This is a genomic window from Micromonospora sp. CA-263727, from assembly GCF_050942455.1.
GTDB lineage: Bacteria > Actinomycetota > Actinomycetes > Mycobacteriales > Micromonosporaceae > Micromonospora.
Map to the genome: position 1 here is coordinate 6,085,629 of NZ_CP192031.1, position 18,698 is coordinate 6,104,326.

The following is an 18,698-nucleotide window of genomic DNA, read 5'->3' on the forward strand; positions in this document are numbered from 1 at the left end:
TCGCTCATGGGCGTACCGGTTTGGTGTCGATCGAGGTCAGCGTGGCCAGCGACGGCGCGATCCGCTCGGCGTCACCGAGCACGACGGTGACCGCCCGCGATGGGGCGAGATACCGGGCCGCCGCCTCGGCCACGTCCTCGACGCTCGCCTTGGCCAGCCGGGCCGCGTGCTCGGAGAGGAAGTCCAGCCGCAGCCCGCTGCCGGCGTACGCACTGACGAACGACGCCAGCCCGGCCTGGGTGGAGATGCCGAGTTGCAGCGTGCCTAGGGCGTACTGGCGGGCCTGTTCCAGCTCGTCCGGCCCGGGTGGCACGGTGGCGAGCCGGCCCAGTTCGTAGCTGGTCTCCAGCAGTGCCGGCGCGGTCACCTCGGTGGCCACCTCGGCGGCGGCCACCAGCACCGAACCGGCCACCGAATGCTCGACCAGCGAGTGCGGCCCGTACGTGTAGCCCTTGTCCTCGCGGATGTTCTCCACCCAGCGGGAGGAGAAGTAGCCGCCGAAGATCAGGTTGGCCAGTTGCAGCGCGGCGTGGTCCGGATGGGTCCGCGGCACCGCCGGCAACGCCACCCGCAGCGACGACTGCACCGACCCCGGCCGGTCGACCAGCAGCAGGGGCCCCGGCTCCAGCGGCGGAGCGGGGGGCAGCTCGGCGGCGTGCCCGTCGCCGTTCCAGCCGCCGAGGGCCTTCTCGGCCGCGTCCAGCGCCCGCTCCGGACGCACGTCGCCGACCAGCACCAGCACCGCGCCCGCCGGATGCACCCGTTGGCCGTGCAGCGTACGCAGCGCCGCCGGCCGGACCGCCCGGACCTGCTCCGGGTCCGGCGTCTGCACCGCGTACGGGTGCCGACCGTAGATCCGCTTGAGCAGCGCGGTACGGGCCAGGTGCGCCGGCTGGCTCTGGGCGACCTGGATCCCGTCGACCAGCCGGTCCCGCTCGACCTCCACCCACTTGGCCGGATAGGTGGCGCCGGTGAGCACCTCGGCGAGGATCTCCAGCATCCGGTCCAGCCCGGTGGCCAGGCCGGTGCCGGAGAGCATCAGCCGGTCCGGATCGAGACCGGCGGAGAGCCCGCCACCGATCCTCTGTAGCTCGGCGGCGATCTGCATGCTGGTCATCGTCTCCGTGCCGGAGAGCATGGTCTGCGCGAGCAGGTGCCCGCGGGCCAGGTTGGCCCGGCCGAAGGGCATCCAGAGCCGCAGCTCCACCAGCGGAACCGCCGGTCGGCGTACCACGATCACGGTGAGCCCGTTGCCCAGCGTGCGCTCGGCCTGGCCGGGCAGCTTGAGCCGGCGGGTCGGGCCGAGCGGCGGCAGCGGTCGCACGCTCACTGGACTGCACCTCCGGGAATGACCTCGATGGACGCGCGGCGCTCTGGCCGCAGGGTGGCGGCGGCGGCGCGGACCTGCTCGTCGGTGACCTCACCGACCAGCCGGGGCAGCTCGCCGAGCAGGCCGGGCTCACCGCGTTGCTGCTCCAGCACCGCCATCCGGAGCGCGCGGCCGAGCACCGCGTCGGTGTCACGTAGCAGGTGGGTGGCCATCCGGGCCTGGGTGCGGGCCAGCTCGCCGTCGGTCAGCCCGTCGGTGGCGAGCCGGTCCAGCTCCTCGTCGAGGGTGCGCAGCACCTTGTCGACGTCGCCACCGGGCGGCAGGTGCGACTGGAGCAGCAGGGCGGTGGGGTCGCGTACGTCGTACGGGTCGCCCATGAAGCCCAGGTAGCCGCCCACGCTGGTCACCGCCCGGTCCCGGTGGACCAGCCGCTCGACCAGCCGGGACGCGTCGCCGTCGGTGAGCACCTCGGCCAGCACCACGTACGGCAGGTAGGCGGCGAAGTCGCCGATCGGGTCGGGCACCCGCCACGCCGAGGCCACCGCCGGCAGCGGGGCCAGCTTGTCGGTGTACGCCGCGCGCCGCTCGACGGTCAGCTCCGGCTCGGCGAAGTCCGGCCGGTCGGGCGCGGGCCGGGCCGGCACGTCGCCGAAGTGCCGTTCGATCAGCGTCACCGCCTCGGTGGTGTCGATGTCGCCGCTGACCGACAGGACCGCGTTGCCGCTGGCGTAGTAGCGCCGGAAGAAGTCGGCGGCGTCGGCGACGGTGGCCGACTCCAGGTCGTCGAAGGAGCCGTAGCCGTCGTGCGCGTTGGGGAAGGTGTCGAAGATCACCGGCGGCAGGGTCAGCCAGGGGAACCCACCATAGGGCCGGTTGAGCACGTTGACCCGGATCTCCTCCTTGACCACGTCGACCTGGTTACGCAGGTTCTCCTGGGTCAGCCGGGGGCCGCGCATCCGGTCGGCCTCCAGGAAGAGCGCCCGCTCCAGGGCGTTGCTCGGCAGGGTCTCGAAGTAGTCGGTGTAGTCCAGGTGGGTGGAGCCGTTGAAGGTGCCGCCCGCGCCCTGCACGTGCCGGAAGTGGGCGAGCTTCTCCAGGTTCTCCGAGCCCTGAAACATCAGGTGCTCGAAGAGGTGGGCGAAGCCGGTGCGCCCCTCGGGTTCGGAACGTATGCCGACGTCGTAGACGACCGCCACCCCGATGACCGGGGCGCTGCGATCGGGGGCGAGGACCACCCGCAGGCCGTTGTCGAGCGTGAACCGCTCGACCGGATACCTCGTCGCTGGGATTCTCGCTCTGCGCGTCGGCACGGATCCGACCCTAACGCCTCCGCGCTCCCGGCGAAGGCACGTATCAGCCGACGGCGTTGCCCGGCCGTTCGGTCGGAGCCGGGGGGCCGTGCAGTTCCACCAGGCCGGACGGGGCGGACCCGCCCGGTGTGACCGGCCACGGCGCGAACGCCGCCGCCACCGCGAGCAGCAGCCCGACGGCCGCCACCGCGACCACCAGGAGCAGCTCCCGCACCGCTGCGGAACCCACCATGGCCGTCCCTCCCCGCACCGAGCCGATCCCCCCGGCTCATCCCCCTGGCCCAGCCTTTCCCAGCCGGGCGGTGGTGACAGTCGCCCACCCGACGGTTGGACGGCTGATTACCGACTCAGGGTTCCATCGCCGGGTGTCCAGGTGCGGACGGCCGGGCCGCCACCGGTCGAACGTGCACCGGCGGTGGCCCGGCCGTCGCGGGCGATCCGTACGGATCAGAGCGGACGGATGTTCTCCGCCTGCGGGCCCTTCTGGCCCTGGACGACCTCGAACTCCACCCGCTGGTTCTCGTCCAGGCTCCGGTAGCCGGAGGACTGGATCGCCGAGAAGTGGGCGAAGACGTCGGCGCCGCCGCCGTCCGGGGTGATGAAGCCGAAGCCCTTGTCAGCGTTGAACCACTTGACGGTGCCAATAGCCATGCTTGTTTCGTCTCCTTGACGGAACGTCGGACCCGTACCTGTTACGGGGCCGAAAGAGGAATGTTCCGCGCGGACCTGCCCGGAACGCCTGTCGCTGCTGGTCGCCCCGCCCGGAGATCCGGACACAACAAAGTGCGCCTGGGGCCACAATCCGCCAGGCGCACACAGAGCTGGTAACCAAAACTGCAACGCGGGCACCATAGCACGGATCCGGCCGAGTGCCACCAACTCAGGACAGCTCCGGGACCGCGGCGAGCAACCCGGTCAGCCCGTCGACGTCGAGCAGGTCCGCCGGCCGGACGGTCGTCCCGTCCCGCACGTAGTGGAAGGCCGCGCCGACCCGGTCGACCGGCACGCCGGCCAGCTCCGCCCAGGCCAGCCGGTAGACCGCCAACTGCACCGCGGCCACCTCGGCCGCCGCGCCGGACGGGCGGGCACCGGTCTTCCAGTCGACCACGTCGAAGCGGTCGCCGGGCCGGCGGAACACGGCGTCCATCCGGCCGCGCACCACCACGCCGCCGATCACGGTGGCGAACGGCACCTCCACCTCGATCGGCGTCCGGTCCGCCCACTCGCTGGCCAGGAAACGCTGCTGAAGCTCGGCCAACGCCTCGTCCGGCGCGGCGTCGGCGTCCGCCGCCCCGGGCAGCTCGTCGGTGTCGAGCAGCCGGTCCGCCCCGAACCGCTGCTCCAGCCAGGCGTGGAAGGCGGTCCCCCGGCGGGCGTACGGGTTGGGCTCGCTGGGCAGCGGGCGGCGCAGTGCCCGGGCCAGCGCCGCCGGATCCCGGCGCAGCGCGACCAACTGCGTCACCGACAGCTGCTCGGGCAGCGCCACGTCGATCGGACCGGAGAGCTGGCTCAGCTCGGCCCGCTCGGCCAGCAAGAGGTCGGCCTCCCGCCGCCACCGGGCCACCTCCGGGTCCGGCACCGGCGCACCCGCGTCGTCACCACCGCCGCCCGGCTCGCCGTCGGTGCCGCCGCCGGCCGGCTCGCCGTCGGTCAGGAAGCGGCGCACCAGCCCCGCCGCCCCGGCGAGCGTCGGACGGCGTACGCCGAGCGGGTCCGCCGGCCACTCGGCCCGCAGCACCACCTCGGTGGTCGGGTTCACCGCGTCCGGCGTCGGCTCCGGCGCCCATTCGTCGACCAGGTGGCCGTCGCCGGCGTCCAGGCCGGCGTCGTGCACCTCGCGCAGCAGCGCCGACGGCCCCCGCGGCCGTTTGGTGCCCTCGCCCCACCAGTGCCCGGAGCAGAGCAGCAGGCGGCGTGGACGGGTCACCGCCACGTACGCCAGCCGCCGTTCCTCCCGCTCGTCGTGCGCCCGCCAGGCGTCGGTGAAGTCCGTCACCGCCCGGGCCACGGCGCGCTGGTCGTCGGCCTCGGCCAGGGCCAGCTCGGGCAGGCCGTCGGCGTCGCCGCGCAGCGGGAACGGCAGCACACCCAGCCCGCCGAGCCAGTGGTCGGAGTTGCGCACCGGCCCCGGCCACACCCCCCGGCTTAGCCCGGCCACCGCGACCACGTCCCATTCCAGCCCCTTGGCGGCGTGCGCGGTGAGGATCTGCACCGCGCCCTCGACCACCTCCACCTCGCCCGGGGCGAGGCCCCGCTCCTCGTCCTCGGCGGCGGCGAGGTAGGCCAGGAAACCGGCGAGCGTGGCGCCCGGGGTCTCCCCGCTGAACCGGGCGGCCACGTCGCCCAGCGCGTCCAGGTGACCCCGGGCCAGGCCGGCGTCGCCGGCACCGTCCCGGCCGGCCCGTACCGCCACCTCCACGTCCAGGCCGGTGGTCCGCTCGATGTCCGCGATCAGCTCCGGCAACGACTGGTCCAGCCGGTATCGGAGCAGGCCCAGCTCCCGGGCGTACGCGCGCAACCGCGCGTACCCCTCGGCCGAGTACGCCTGCGCCGGGCCGAGGTCGGCCAGCGCCTCGACCAGGGTCGCCTCGTCGAGTCGGTCCGGGGTGATCTCCGGGGCGCCGTCGTCGGCGAGCCGGCGGCGGGCCACCGCGATGGCCTTCGCCCGGCGGTGCAGGGCGACCAGGTCGCGCGGCCCGATCCGCCACCTGGCACCGGTCAGCAGGCGCAACAGCGCCGCGCCGTCGGTCGGGTCGGAGAGCACCCGCAGGGTGCACACCACGTCCCGCACCTCCGGGGTGTCCAGCAGGCCGCCCAGGCCCACCACCTCGACCGGCAGTCCGCGCTCGCGCAGCGCGTCGGCGATCGCCGGGATCTGGCTGCGCAGCCGGACCAGCACCGCGGTCGTCGGGCGGCGGGTGACCGGGATCTGCTCGGGCATCGCGCCGGGCATCCCGGCCGCGCCCCGCCAGGCGGCCAGCAGGCTGTCGGCGATCCAGTCGGCCTCGTCGGCGTAGGTCGGCAGCAGCGCGCAGTGCACGGTGCCGGCGGCGGACCCGCGCGGGCTGCGGTGCGGGACGGGCTCGTCGACGCTGAGCGCGGCATGCAGCTCGGGCACCCGGGCGCCGGCCGCCCGCAGCGGGGTGGCCAACGCGTTCGCCACCGCGAGGATCTCCGGCCGGTTGCGCCAACTGGTGGTCAGCCCCAGCACCCGGGCCGGCTCGCCGTCGGCGCGGGCGAACTCGGTCGGGAAGCGGTCCAGGGTGCCGGCGCTGGCCCCCCGCCAGCCGTAGATGGACTGGCAGGGGTCGCCCACGGCGGTCACCGGGTGCCCGCCGCCGAACAGCGCGCCGAGCAGCACCACCTGGGCGTGGCTGGTGTCCTGGTACTCGTCGAGCAGCACCACCCGGTAGCGACCGCGCTCGATCTCGCCGACGCCCGGATGGTCCCGGGCCACCCGGGCGGCCCGGGCGAGCTGGTCGGCGAAGTCCATCGCCTCGAAGTCGTCCTTGCGCCGGGCGTACGCCCGCGCCAGCGGCAGCAGTTTCAACCGGACCTGCTGGAGCGCGAGGGCCTTGCGCACGTCGGCGTAGACCCGACCCGGGCGGGACTGCACGTCGGCGAAGAACCGGCCCGTCCAGGCGGCCAGATCGTCCGGGTCGACCAGGTGGTCGTCCAGCTCACCGGCGAGCGCGAGGACCGCGTCGGTGACCGTGCTGGGCATCCGGTCCACCTCGGACATGTCCCCGTCGTAGTTGCGCACGATCAGGTCGACCAGCTGCCAGCGGGACGCCTCGGTGAGCAGCCGGGTGGAGGGCTCGTAGCCGGCGCGCAGGCCGTGCTCGGTGACGATCCGCCCGGCGTACGAGTGGTAGGTGGCCACCGTCGGATCGCCGGCCAGCGGATCGTCGAGCGGGTCGCGCCCGCGCCGGCCGAGCCGGCGGACCAGCTGGTCGAGCCGGGTACGCACCCGGTGTGCCAGCTCACCGGCGGCCTTGCGGGTGAAGGTGAGGCCGAGCACCTGCTCCGGCCGGACGTACGAGTTGGCCACCAGCCAGACCACCCGGGCGGCCATCGTCTCGGTCTTGCCCGAACCGGCGCCGGCGACCACCAGCAGCGGCTCCACCGGCGCGGCGATGATCGCCGCCTGCTCCCGGGTCGGTGCCGGCCGGCCCAGCAGTTTGGCCAACTCGACCGGGGTGTAGCGGGGACCGGCGTCGGCCGCCCGGGGTGCCGGGGCGGCGGGGTCGAACAGGGCGGGCTGCGCCTTCTTCGTTCGCGACTGCGGGGCTCGCAAGCTCACTCCTCGCGCTTCACCGGTGCTGACACGGCTACTCCCCCGGCTCCGGGCGCCGGACGGTCGGCGGCTCGACCACCTGCCGCCCCTGCCCGGAGACCGGGCAGCTGGTGCGCACCGGGCACACCCGGCACTTCGAGTTGGCGACCGCGGCGAAGGTGGCGGCGGCCATCGTATCGGCGGTGCGGCGGACCAGCGCGGTCGCCCAACCAGCCTGCGGCCCGTCGGTGGCGGGTGGCTGGGCCTGCTCCCGGGCGTCCTTCGCGCCGGTGCCGAGCTGCACCAGCGCCGCCCCGCCCGGCTCGTCGCCGAACTCGGCGAACGCCCCCGCCTCCACCGCCGCCTGGTACGCGCCCAGCTGCGGATGCTCGGCCACCTCACGCTCGGTGATGGCGGTGGACTTGCCGGTCTTCAGGTCCACCACCACGAGCCGACCCTCCTGGTCGACCTCCAGCCGGTCCACCCGGCCGGCCAGCTCGACCGGCCGGTGCGGGTCGTCGAGGCGTACCGCGAACTCGTGCTCGATGGCGAGCAGCCGGCGCGGATTCGCGGCCAGCCAGCGCAGCAGCTTGTCGACCATCGCCTCGGCACGGACCTGCTCCGGCCCGACCATCCAGCGGGCGGCCAGCTCGATCGCGTCGAACCGGGCGGCGACATAGTCCAGCAACGCGCCCCGGTCGACGCTGGCGTTCTCGGCGAGCATCGCCGCCGCGTGCACCAGGTTGCCGACGCCCTGCGCCGTGCTGGCCGGCGCGCTGCCGCCATGCCGCTCCAGCAGCCAGCGCAGGCTGCACCGCAGCGCGCTCTCCATCGCCGACGGGGTGACCCGGACCGGCTCACCGTCGTCCACCAGCGGCCGGTCGTCGGAGAGCGGCCGCAGCCCCCACCAGTCGTCGGGGTGCGCCCCGGAGACCCCGGCGGCGGCCAGCCGGGCCAGCTCGGCCGCTGCCGCGCGCCGCCGGGCCGGCGGGGCCGCCGGGTCGGCCAGCGCGGTACGCAGCTCCGCCACCAGCGCCGGCAGGGTGAGTGCCCGTGGCGGCCGGCTCACCGGCAGCGTGCGCGGCCCGGCGGTACCGTCGTCGGGCCCTCCCATCAGGTCGGATTCGCTCGCCGGGCCGACCGCCGCCGGCCCGGCGCGGCCCGCCGGTCCGCCGCTCGGCGGCGGCTGCCCGGGTGGTCCGGGCTCCGCCGCCGGCCGCTCCGGCGGGCCGCCGGAGCCCTCGTCCGCGGCCGGTTCGTCGTCAATCGGGTCGGTGCGGCCGAGTTCGTAGAGGAAGCGGCTGGGCTGCTCCTCGTGGTCGTCGCCGCCGACGGCCGCCGAGGCGACCGCGCTGACCAGCAGCCGACGTCGGGCCCGGGTCACCGCGACGTGGAACAGCCGCCGCTCCTCGTCCAGCAGGGCGGAGGTCTGCCCGACCAGGGTGGCGACCCGGCCGGTGCTGTCCGACCGGCCGGCCAGCACGTCGACGAGACGCTCCGAACCGAGCAGGCTGCCGCGCAGCCGCAGGTCCGGCCAGACGCCCTCCTGCACCCCGACCACCGCGACCAGGTCCCACTCCAGGCCCTTGGCGGCGTGCGCGGTGAGCAGCCGGACGGCGTCGGGCCGGTCGGCGGTCGGGGCGAGGGTGTCGGCGGGTAGCTCCTGACCGAGCACGTGATCGAGGAAGACCTCGGTACGCGCGCCCGGCAGCCGGTCGGTGAACCGGGCGGCGGCATCGAAGAGGACCATCACCGCGTCGAGGTCACGGTCGGCCGCCTCGGCCCGCCGTCGCCGGGCGAGATCGCCCTCGCCGGCCACGGCCGGGCCCCGGGTCAACGCGGCGGACCAGAGCTCGGTCAGCCCGCTGGCCCGCCAGACGGCCCAGAGCACGTCCTCGACGGTGGCGCCGGCCCGACCGGCCGTCTCCCGGGCCACCGCCAGCAGCCCCGCCACGGTCTGCGCCGGCTCGGCCCAGCGCCGCTCGACGCCGGCCAGCTCGGCCGGGTCGCGCAGCGCCTCGACGATCAGCTCACCGGAGGGCCGGCGGTCGCCGCCGGCCAGGGCGAGGGCCCGCAGGCCCTGCCGCAGCCGCCGCTCGGCCAGCGGGTCGGCGCCGCCGAGCGGCGAATGCAGCAACGCGACGGCGGCCTCCTCGTCGAGCCGCTCCGGCTCCAGCGCGCAGCGCAGCAGGAGCAGCAGCGGCGCCACCGCCGGTTGCAGGTGCAGCGGCAGGTCCTCGCCGTGCACCACGGTCGGCACGCCGGCCGCGTGCAGCGCACGGCGCAGCCCGGGAAGCTGCCGGCCGGTGGAGCGGACCAGCACCGCCATCCCCGCCCAGGGCAACCCGCCGAGCAGGTGCGCCTCGCGCAGGGCGTGTGCCAGCCAGGCCGCCTCGCTGGTGGCCGAGCGGAAGGTGCGTACCTCCACCGAGCCCGGTGGCGCGTCCGCCAGGGGACGCAACCGACGGTGCGCCGCCGGGCCGCGCAGTCGCCGGGCCAGCCGCGTCGCGGCGGCCAGCAGCCGGTCACCGGCGCGGTAGCTGATGGTCAGCAGCACCTGCGCGGCGGGCGCGCCGGAGGCGGTCCGGAACCGGTGCGGGAAGGCCGTCACGCCACCGGGGTCGGCGCCCCGGAAGGCGTAGGTGGACGAGTCGGGGTCGGCGAAGGCGACCAGTGGCAGGCCACCACCGGCAACCGTGTCCAGCAGATCGAGCTGGGCGGGGTCGGTGTCGGCCAGCTCGTCGACGTAGACGTGGGCGAACCGGCGTCGCTCGGCGGCCAGCAGCTCCGGGTCGTCGCGCAGCATCCCGGTGGCCGCCCGGACCAGCTCCGCCGGGTCGTACGCGACCGAACCCCGGTTGGCGACGTCCCGCAGGGCCAGCACGGCAACATATTCCCGGATGAACCGGGCGGCGGCCGGCCAGTCGGCCCGCCCGAGCTTCTCGCCGAGCCGGGCCAGTTCGACCGGGCCCACCCCGCGCTCGGCCGCGCGCATCAACAGGTCGCGCAGCTGGGCGGCGAACGCCCGGGTACGCAACGCCGGGCGCAGTTCCTCCGGCCAGCCGACCGGGTCGTCGCCGGGCTCCTCGCCGACCACGTCCAGCAGCTCGCGAATGATCAGATCCTGTTCGGGGCCGGTGAGCAGCCGGGGTGACGGCTCACCCCGCTCGGCGGCGGCCCGCCGCAACAGCCCGAAGGCGTACGCGGGAAAGGTCCGCACCAGCGGCTCGCGCAGCACCCGCTGCCCGCCCGCGGCGATCCGCGCCTCGATCCGGTGCCGCAGGTCGGTGGCGCCCCGCCGACTGAAGGTGAGGACCAGGATCCGCTCCGGATCGACTCCCTCGGCCACCCGGGTGGCGACCGCCTCGACGAGCGTGCGGGTCTTGCCGGTGCCCGGTCCGCCGAGGACCAGCAGCGGCCCGTCGGTGTGCGCGACCACCTCCGCCTGCCCGGGGGCGGCTTCCGGCTGGGCGGTGGGACGCCCGGTGAGCGGGCCGCTCCCCTCGGTCGGCCCGGCGGGCCGCCGCACCAACCGGTACGCCTGCATCCCGCCATCCCATCACGTCCCTGCGACACACCCCGACCCGCCACACTTACCCCCCGCCCCGTGTCGATCATGCAGTTGTGGCGGGCGAATTGTCATGAGACAGGTCATTTGCACGGCACCACAACTGCATGATCGGCGGAACGGGGAGACGGCTACCGGGGGTGGGGCGGGGTGAGGCGGGATTCCAGGAGGTCCAGGGCGGTGGGGACGGTGTCGGCGAGGCGGAGCAGGTCGAAGCCGGCGGGCTTGAGGAATGCCTGGTCGGTCAGGTTGCGCAGCCAGTCGAGCAGTGGGGCGTAGAAGCCGTCGGTGTCCACCAGCACCATCGGCTTGTGGTGCAGGGCGAGCGTGGCGGTGGTCCAGACCTCGAAGAGCTCGTCGAGGGTGCCGAGCCCACCGGGCAGGGTGAGAAAGGCGTCCGACTTGTCGATCATGAGGATCTTCCGGCTGGCCATCGACTCGGTGACCAGCAGTTCGTCGGAGGCGAGATCGGCGACCTCCAGATCGACCAACGACTGCGGGATCACGCCGATCGTCCGGCCGCCCGCCGAGCGGGCGCCGTCGACCAGCGCGCCCATCATCCCGACGCAGCCGCCGCCACTGACCAGGGTGTGACCGCGACGGGCGATCTCCGCGCCGGTGGCCGCCGCGAGGTCGAGCCAGCGCCGGTCGAGTCTCCGGGAGGAGGCGCAGAACACGCAGATGGCGGCCACCTGCTCAGCGCTCCGCCCGGTCGGCCGCCGCCTGCTGATCGGCGGCGGTACGGGCCACGGCGTCCTCGCGTACCGCCTCCTGTTCGGAGCTCAGGGCGGCCTCGGCCTCCACGATGTGCCGCACCGCCGCGGCCACGTCGTCGGTGACGCAGATCAGATCCAGGTCGACCGGCCCGATCTTGCCCTCCCCGGCCATGGTGTCCCGCAGCCAGTCGAGCAGGCCCTGCCAGTAGTCCACGCCCATCAGCACCACCGGGAACCGGGTGACCTTGCCGGTCTGCACCAGGGTGAGCGCCTCGAACAGCTCGTCCATGGTGCCGAAGCCGCCCGGCAGCACGACGAACGCCTGGGCGTACTTGACGAACATGGTCTTGCGGGCAAAGAAGTAGCGGAAGTCGATCGCCAGGTCGACCCAGTCGTTGATGCCCTGCTCGAAGGGGAGTTCGATGCCGAGGCCGACGGAGAGCCCGCCGGCCTCGATCGCACCGCGGTTGGCCGCCTCCATCACGCCGGGACCACCACCGGTGATCACCGCGTAACCGGCCCGGGCCAGGGCCGCACCCATCGCCTCGGCGAGCTGGCACTCCGGACTCTCCGGCTTGCTCCGGGCCGAGCCGAACACGCTGACCGCCGGCGGCAGGTCGGCGAGGGTGTCGAAGCCCTCGACGAACTCGGAGAGTATCCGCAGCGCCCGCCAGGCGTCCCTGGTCTTCCAGTCGGCGCGCGCCCGCGAATCCAGCAACCGCTGATCAGCGGTGCTGGTGGGGATCGCCTGTCGACGCAGTGTGACGGCACCGCGATGCCGCTCCCGTCCCGGTTCGCGGCGGTTGCTCTGAGTCATGGGAGCAACCGTAGTGGAGTCGGGCCGGCGAACCCGGCAAACACTTCGCGATCTTGTGCAACCAAATCGCTTTCCCGTACGTCTTACTATTCATATACCGGGTATGCCCCGGCACGCGGGCTTCGGGGGAGGAGACAGCGTGATCACCAACAACGAACGGATCCGGATCCGGCGCCAGATGCAGCGGCGCATCCAGGACGTGGTGGCCGAGCGCCGCCGAGCGCGCCTGCTGCTTGAGGACCTGCCCGAGCCGCCGGCGGAACCCGCCACCGGCGCCCACCTCACCGCCGTCTGACCGCCCGCCACCGCCAGGTGTCGATCACCAGCGGGGATCAGGCGGGGGCGAGCCAGCGGTGCAGGGTGGCCGCGCCGTCGCGGATCTTGCCGATCTCGACGTGCTCGTCGGGATGGTGGGCGAGGTTCGGGTCGCCGGGGCCGAAGTTCAGCGCCGAGATCCCCATCGCCGCGAAGCGGGCCACGTCGGTCCAGCCGAGCTTGCCGATCGGCGCGGCGCCCACCGCGGCCAGGAACTCCCGCGCGGGCGGGGCGTCCAGCCCGGGCAGGGCACCGGCCGCGGAGTCGGTCACCGTGAGTTCGTAGCCCGCGAAGACCTCACGCAGGTGCGCCTCGGCCTCGGCCGGCGTACGGTCCGGCGCGAAACGGTAGTTGACCTCGATCTCGCACCGGTCCGGCACCACGTTGCCGGCGACCCCGCCGTGGATCCGCACCGCGTTCATGCCCTCCCGGTACTCACACCCGTCGATGGTGACCCGCCGGGCCTGGTACGCCGACAGCCGGCGGAGCACCTCACCGGCCCCGTGCACGGCGTTGACCCCGTGCCACGATCGGGCCGAGTGCGCCCGGACTCCGGTGGTGACCACCATCGCCCGCATGGTGCCCTGGCAGCCGGCCTCCACGATGCCGTACGTCGGCTCCAGCAGCACCGCGAAGTCGGCCTGGAGCCACTCCGGGTGGGCCTGGGAGACGAGGGTGAGGCCGTTGTATCGGGACTCGATCTCCTCCGCCTCGTAGAAGAGGTACGTCAGGTCGTAGCGCGGCTCGGGCAGGGTCGCCGCGAGGTGCAGCGCGAAGGCCACCCCGGACTTCATGTCCGAGGTGCCGCAGCCGTACATCAGGTCGCCCCGCATGGTCGACGGGAAGTTGTTGTTCAGCGGGACGGTGTCCAGGTGCCCGGCCAGCACCACCCGGGAGGTCCGGCCCAGGTCGGTACGCGCCATCACCGTGTTGCCGTGCCGGGAGGTGGCCAGGTGCGGCACCGCCCGCAGGACCTCCTCGACGCAGTCGGCGATGGCCTTCTCGTTGAGGGACACGGACTCGATGTCGACCAGTGCGCGGGTCAACGCCACCGGATCGGCGAGGACCTCGGGGGTAAGCGGGTTCTCCATGGTCCGCACGGTACCGTCACAAGCGGCGACCGCGAGACGCGAGCCCGCGAGCCCTTCGGCGAAGCGCGAGGAGTGAGCTTGTGAGCCCCGCAGTCGCGAGCAGCAGCCAGCCCAGATGGGAACGAGAGGTGAGTAAGTGACGTCCACACAACCCGCGTGGGGCATCGGCCTGGCCACCGTCACCGCCGACGACCAGGTGCTCGACACCTGGTACCCGACCGGCAAGCTGGGCCTCGGCGACCTGCCGCTGGTGCCCGGTGAGGGCGAGGCCGACGTGCTGGACCTGCCGCCGGGGGCGATCGGTGAGCGGGTCCTGCCGGGTCTGCGTAGCGTCCAGGTGGTCACCGTGATCGGCTCGCTGGACGACCCGATCAAGGACGCGGCCGACGCGTACCTGCGGCTGCACCTGCTCTCCCACCGCCTGGTGCGGCCCAACGAGCTCAACCTCGACGGCATCTTCGGCAAGCTGGCCAACGTGGCCTGGACCTCGGCCGGGCCGTGCCCGCCGGAGCGGGTGGACGAGCTGCGGGTGATCGAGCGGGCCGCCGGCCGCCACCTGGCGGTGTACGGGGTGGACAAGTTCCCCCGGATGACCGACTACGTGGTGCCCTCCGGGGTACGGCTCGCCGACGCCGACCGGGTCCGCCTCGGTGCCCACCTCGCCGCCGGCACCACCGTCATGCACGAGGGCTTCGTCAACTTCAACGCCGGCACCCTCGGCGCCTCGATGGTAGAGGGCCGGATCGTGCAGGGCGTGGTGGTCGGCGACGGCTCGGACATCGGCGGCGGCGCCTCGATCATGGGCACCCTCTCCGGCGGCGGCACCGCGAAGGTGCGCGTCGGCGAGCGCAGCCTGATCGGGGCGAACGCCGGTGTCGGCATTTCGCTCGGCGACGACTGCGTGGTGGAGGCGGGCTGCTACATCACCGCCGCCTCGAAGATCAGCCTGCCGGACGGCCGGGTGGTCAAGGCCCGCGACCTCTCCGGCGTCGACGGGCTGCTGTTCTGGCGCAACTCGGTCACCGGGGCGCTGGAGGCCCGGCCGCGTACCGGCCGGGGCATCGAGCTGAACGCCGCCCTGCACGCCAACGACTGATGCAAGGAAGGGCCCCTTCCTAACGCCTCGCGTATAGGAAGGGGCCCCTCTTAACATCCCGGCCCCGGTGGCGGCGGGGCCACCGGGTACGGCTCACCGCAGGCGGTACGCCTGGATGATCCGCTGGGTCACCGTGTTGCCGGCGGTGTCCCGGGCACTGGCCCGCAGCGACACGTGGCCGGTGGCCCGCGGGTGCTGCACCGTGGCCCTCCACTCGCTACCGTTCTTCTTCACCTGGGCACTGCGCCAGGTCTTTCCACCGTCGTAGGAGACCTCGACGGTCAGCGACGCGATCTTCGCCGTCGGCGCACCGGGCTGACGTTCCACCCGGACCGGGATGACGAAGGACCGGCCGGCCGGCGCGCCCTGCTGCCCGTCCAGCTTCGGCGCGAACCTGATCGCCGAGGCGGGTAGCCGGGCGAAATCGTCGCCCGGGACGTGCCGGGAGCGGAAGGTCCACGTGGTGGCGACCTCGGTGCTCAGGTCGGTGAAGCTCCGCTTCGCCGACGTCTCCAGCCGGTACGCCGCCTCCCCGGGCGGCACCTCGAACCACGCCCAGCCGTGTTCCGGGACCTCCTCGACCAGCTGGCCGTTTCGGTACAGCGCGGTGCGGGCGGTGTCCGCGATCGACCCGCCGGCGTGTCCCTGCACGTCGCTGTGCAGCGGCACATCCAGGACGATCGTGTCGCCCTGGCGGGTGAGGCCCTGCCCCGGCCAGCGGGGCGCCGGGAAGGACGGCCCGTACGGCGCGCCGTTCCAGCTCTCCCGGTAGTGCCGGCCCGCCTTGTACACCGTCGGCTCCGACCACAGGGCAGCCACCAGGTCGAGCCACGGTTCCTCGGTCTGCGTACCGAAGGCCAGCTCGGAGGACCAGCGCATGCCCTTGGCTCGGTAGTGCTCGACCCGCTGCCCCGGTACCGCGGTCGGCAGGATGATCGCCCAGCCGCCCAGGTCCGGGTCGAACGTGGGATAGACGATCCGCTCGGCGAGTTGGCCCGGATAACCGGTCGGGAAGGTGTGCGTGACCGTGGCCAGGTCACGTTTCTGGTAGTGCCGGGTCAGCCCGGACGGCATCCGGCCGGGGAAGCTCTCGCCCAGGCCGTAGAGGTACGGGCTGCTGGCCGCCTCCAGATCCGCCCACTGGCTGGCCACCGTGCCGACGAACTGCTTCGGCGACACCGCCCGGCCGATCTGGCCGCTGGACAGCCCGGTGAAGTCGAGGCCGAGCAGGCCGAAGCCGGCGCCGCCGTCGTCGAGAATGAAGTTCGCTCCGATGTCGACCAGCGCCGGCGTCGCCGACCGGTCCGGCACGGTCATCCGCACCGGTCCCGCCTTACCCGCGTCGACGGTGACCTCGGTGTCCCGCTTCAGGGTCAGTTCGGGCTGAACCATCAGCGCGGCGCTCTCCCCCTCCGACTCGAACAGGTAGCTCGCCAGCCCGTACCGCCCCTTGGGCAGGCGCACCTCCGCGGTGCCGTCCGGGTCGTACGCCCAGGTGTAGCTGTACTCCGTGAGCCCGAGCAGGATGGTGGCGTAGTCGGCCGCCGGCGCACCCGCGGTGTCCAGATGCCGGACGGTCAGGGTGTAGCTCTCCACCTCCTTGTTGACGGCGAGCGGGGTGATCGCCACCGTGCCACCGGAACGGGCCACGATCCGCCCGGTGTAGTGACCGTCCGGGCTGTCGACGCTGGTGTCGGCCGTGACGGTGGCCGACACCGTGCCACCGGCCGGCACCACGACCCGCTGGGTGCTCAGCACGAACATGCCGGCCGGGGCCGGCGTGCCGCCGGGGCCGCTGGCCTCGACGGTGAGGTCCAGCGTGAGCGCCTGCGGCCCGTTGTTGCGCCAGCTCAACTCCCGGGTGACCGGTTCGTCGTCGTCGTGCGGCCAGAGCGTCCGGCCGAACGAGACGCTCGCCGGCTCGCTGACCAGCGACTGGGCGATCGCCCGGGCCACGTCGACCCGACCGGCGCCCTGTTGGAACGCGGTCAGCTCCGGGTGAGGGCTGGCCGAGGCCATCAGGGTTGCCTTGAGCTGCCCCGCCGTCGCGCCGCTCTGCTGCTGGGCGAGGAGCGCCGCCGCCCCGGCGACGTGCGGCGCGGACATCGAGGTGCCGGAGAGCGACACGTACTGCTCTCCGACGGGGTCGCCGAGCCGGGTGCCCGCGCCCCGGGCGGCGACGATGTCCACGCCGGGAGCGGTGATGTCCGGCTTCAGCGCGTCGTCGCCGACCCGCGGGCCCTGGCTGGAGAAGTAGGCGAGTTCGTCGTCGCGGTCGACCGCGCCGACGGCGAGCGCCGCGTCGGCGCTGGCCGGTGAGCCGATCGAGCCGACCATGCCGTCGTTGCCGGCCGAGATCACGAAGAGCGCTCCGGTCTGCTCGGTCAGCGTGTTGACCGCCTCCTCCAGGGGATCGATCTCGGGAGTGTCCATCCCGCCGAGGCTCAGGTTGACCACGTCGGCGCGCTGGTCGACGGCGGCCCACTGCATGCCGGCGAGGATGGCCGACTCGGTGCACCCGTAGATCTCGCAGACCTTGCCGGAGAGCAGGGTCGCGTCCGGTGCGACGCCGCGGTACCGGCCGCCGGAGGCGGCACCGCTGCCGGCGATGATGGAGGCGACGTGGGTGCCGTGTCCCACCAGGTCACCCGGGTTCTCCTCCTCGGTGAAGTTCTGCGCCTCGGCGACCCGGCCGGCCAGGTCCGGATGCCCGGCGTCGACCCCGGTGTCCAGCACCGCCACCCGCACCCCTTGGCCGGTGAAGCCGGCCTGGTGGGCAGCGGGTGCACCGATCTGCGGCACGCTGTGCTCCAGTGTCAGCTGTCGCCTGCCGTCGAGCCAGATCCGCTCGACACCCCCCGCCGCGTCGATCCGGGCGGCGCTGCCGGCCACGGCGGCCCACACCTGGCCCGCCTGTCGCTTCTCCGCGGTGGCCGCGACACCGCCGATGGCGGCCAGGTCGCCGGTGACGGTCACCCCGCCGGGCGCACCGCCACGCCGCGCCGCGCCCGCCTGGTACCTCATGATCAGCGGTAGGTTGTCGCGACGGGCGTCGTCGTAGCCGGCCGCGATCAGCCCGGTCACGTCGAAGAGCCGGCGGTCGACCCGGCCGTCGCGAATCAGCGGCAGCGCGTCCTGCGGCACCACCCAGAGGTGGTCCCGGTCGCGCAGGGTGAGGAAGCGGACGTCGGAACGCCCTTCCGCCGGGCGTACGCTCGCCGCGCCGGACGCGCTGACGGTCACCCGGTCACCGGTGAGCAGGGTGACGGTGGTCGACCGACCGGACTGCGCCGGCTGGCCGTTGGCGGAGAGAATGGCCGTGGCGGCCGGTTGGGACGGCTTGGCCGTGGCCGCGCCCGGCACCCCGAGCACCAGACCCAGCACAAGCCCGATGGCGGTCAGTCTGCGTTTCCGTGGCAACTGATCCTCCTTACTGGAGCGTCGTAACCGATGAGGAACCTCATCGATACCTGCAAGAATTGCATACCGAGTATGTATTGTGGAGTCAAGGATGTGACGAAGTTGATTCCGCAGCACGGCCGGCGGCGGCAGGATCAGACAAGTGACGTCCATGAAGGAACGCATGCTGGCCGGCGAGCCGTACATCGCCGAAGGGCCGGAGATCATCGCCGACCTCGACCGCGCCGCCCGGCTGATGGAGCGGTTCAACACCAGTTCCGCCGACGACCCCGACGGCCGGCTGGCCGCGCTGCGCGAGCTGCTCGGCGAATTGGGCGAGGACACCTGGATCCGTCCGCCGTTCTACTGTGACTACGGCCGGCACATCCGGATCGGCCCCCGCAGCTTCGTCAACTACCAGGCGGTCTTCCTGGACGTCGCGCCGATCACCCTCGGGGCCGACGTGCAGGTCGGCCCGAACGTGCAACTGCTCACCCCGACCCATCCGGTGGACCCGGAGCGGCGCCGGGCGAAGTGGGAGGCGGCCCAGCCGATCACCATCGGCGACAACGTCTGGCTGGGCGGAGGCGCAATCGTCCTCGCCGGAGTCACGGTGGGTGAGAACACCGTCGTCGGCGCAGGCGCCGTGGTGACCCGGGACCTGCCGGCAAACGTCGTCGCCGTCGGCAACCCAGCCCGCCCGGCACGCCAGATCGGCTGACCCCGACACCGCCTTTCACCTGCATAAACGCCGTCCCGGCCGGTGGCACTTTGCCCAGA

General features: G+C 73.6%; 13 protein-coding genes. 3 read left to right on the top strand and 10 right to left on the bottom strand.

The window, feature by feature from the left end:
• Positions 1-4 precede the first annotated feature (4 nt).
• The 8 genes from ACQPYA_RS26635 to ACQPYA_RS26670 all read right to left on the bottom strand — a co-directional run bounded on the left by ACQPYA_RS26635 (position 5) and on the right by ACQPYA_RS26670 (position 12,017).
• Complete coding sequence (locus ACQPYA_RS26635; protein WP_433529793.1) at positions 5-1,330, bottom strand: M16 family metallopeptidase; 1,326 nt, start codon at positions 1,328-1,330, stop codon at positions 5-7.
• Positions 1,327-2,640: a M16 family metallopeptidase gene (locus tag ACQPYA_RS26640; protein ID WP_433529794.1), complete on the bottom strand. Its 1,314-nt coding sequence runs from the start codon at positions 2,638-2,640 to the stop codon at positions 1,327-1,329. The genes ACQPYA_RS26635 and ACQPYA_RS26640 overlap by 4 nt, the downstream gene beginning before the upstream one ends.
• A gap of 43 nt (positions 2,641-2,683) precedes the next feature.
• Entirely contained in the window at positions 2,684-2,872 is a 189-nt protein-coding gene (locus ACQPYA_RS26645) for a hypothetical protein (RefSeq protein WP_433529795.1), read from the bottom strand.
• Between the two features lie 215 nt (positions 2,873-3,087).
• A complete protein-coding gene (locus ACQPYA_RS26650; protein ID WP_013735772.1) occupies positions 3,088-3,291 on the bottom strand; it encodes a cold-shock protein in 204 nt (67 codons plus the stop codon).
• A 229-nt stretch (positions 3,292-3,520) separates the two neighbouring features.
• Positions 3,521-6,937, bottom strand: coding sequence for an ATP-dependent helicase (locus ACQPYA_RS26655; RefSeq protein WP_433529796.1), 3,417 nt, complete (start codon positions 6,935-6,937; stop codon positions 3,521-3,523).
• A 34-nt stretch (positions 6,938-6,971) separates the two neighbouring features.
• The gene (locus ACQPYA_RS26660; RefSeq protein WP_433529797.1) at positions 6,972-10,463 is read right to left on the bottom strand and encodes an ATP-dependent helicase; all 3,492 of its coding nucleotides are present in this window, start codon (positions 10,461-10,463) and stop codon (positions 6,972-6,974) included.
• A 152-nt stretch (positions 10,464-10,615) separates the two neighbouring features.
• Complete coding sequence (locus ACQPYA_RS26665; RefSeq protein ID WP_433529798.1) at positions 10,616-11,176, bottom strand: TIGR00730 family Rossman fold protein; 561 nt, start codon at positions 11,174-11,176, stop codon at positions 10,616-10,618.
• Positions 11,177-11,180: 4 nt separating this feature from the next.
• Positions 11,181-12,017 (bottom strand): TIGR00730 family Rossman fold protein, encoded by an 837-nt coding sequence (locus ACQPYA_RS26670; protein WP_433529799.1) that lies wholly within the window; start codon positions 12,015-12,017, stop codon positions 11,181-11,183.
• 139 nt (positions 12,018-12,156) lie between these two features.
• On the opposite strand from ACQPYA_RS26670, the gene ACQPYA_RS26675 reads away from it, so the two are divergent.
• Complete coding sequence (locus tag ACQPYA_RS26675) at positions 12,157-12,312, top strand: hypothetical protein (protein ID WP_433529800.1); 156 nt, start codon at positions 12,157-12,159, stop codon at positions 12,310-12,312.
• 37 nt (positions 12,313-12,349) lie between these two features.
• On the opposite strand, the gene dapE is transcribed toward ACQPYA_RS26675, so the two are convergent.
• Entirely contained in the window at positions 12,350-13,423 is a 1,074-nt protein-coding gene (dapE, locus tag ACQPYA_RS26680) for a succinyl-diaminopimelate desuccinylase (RefSeq protein WP_433529801.1), read from the bottom strand.
• A 136-nt stretch (positions 13,424-13,559) separates the two neighbouring features.
• Between dapE and dapD the strand changes: the two genes are divergently transcribed.
• Positions 13,560-14,519 carry a 2,3,4,5-tetrahydropyridine-2,6-dicarboxylate N-succinyltransferase gene (gene dapD / locus ACQPYA_RS26685; protein WP_433529802.1) on the top strand — a complete coding sequence of 320 codons (960 nt, stop codon included), beginning with the start codon at positions 13,560-13,562 and terminating at the stop codon, positions 14,517-14,519.
• A 93-nt stretch (positions 14,520-14,612) separates the two neighbouring features.
• Here the strand turns inward: dapD and ACQPYA_RS26690 are convergent, their stop codons facing one another.
• A complete protein-coding gene (locus tag ACQPYA_RS26690; RefSeq protein ID WP_433529803.1) occupies positions 14,613-17,939 on the bottom strand; it encodes a S8 family serine peptidase in 3,327 nt (1,108 codons plus the stop codon).
• Between the two features lie 142 nt (positions 17,940-18,081).
• On the opposite strand from ACQPYA_RS26690, the gene ACQPYA_RS26695 reads away from it, so the two are divergent.
• On the top strand, positions 18,082-18,639 hold the full coding sequence (locus ACQPYA_RS26695; protein WP_433529804.1) for a sugar O-acetyltransferase: 558 nt from the start codon (positions 18,082-18,084) through the stop codon (positions 18,637-18,639).
• Positions 18,640-18,698: the final 59 nt, after the last annotated feature.

Bases quoted from the DNA above. Each gene is read 5' to 3' on its own strand.
- ACQPYA_RS26670 (WP_433529799.1), bottom strand. From the start codon at position 12,017: ATGACTCAGAGCAACCGCCGCGAACCGGGACGGGAGCGGCATCGCGGT.
- ACQPYA_RS26645 (WP_433529795.1), bottom strand. From the start codon at position 2,872: ATGGTGGGTTCCGCAGCGGTGCGGGAGCTGCTCCTGGTGGTCGCGGTG.
- ACQPYA_RS26650 (WP_013735772.1), bottom strand. From the start codon at position 3,291: ATGGCTATTGGCACCGTCAAGTGGTTCAACGCTGACAAGGGCTTCGGC.
- dapE (WP_433529801.1), bottom strand. From the start codon at position 13,423: ATGGAGAACCCGCTTACCCCCGAGGTCCTCGCCGATCCGGTGGCGTTG.
- ACQPYA_RS26660 (WP_433529797.1), bottom strand. From the start codon at position 10,463: ATGCAGGCGTACCGGTTGGTGCGGCGGCCCGCCGGGCCGACCGAGGGG.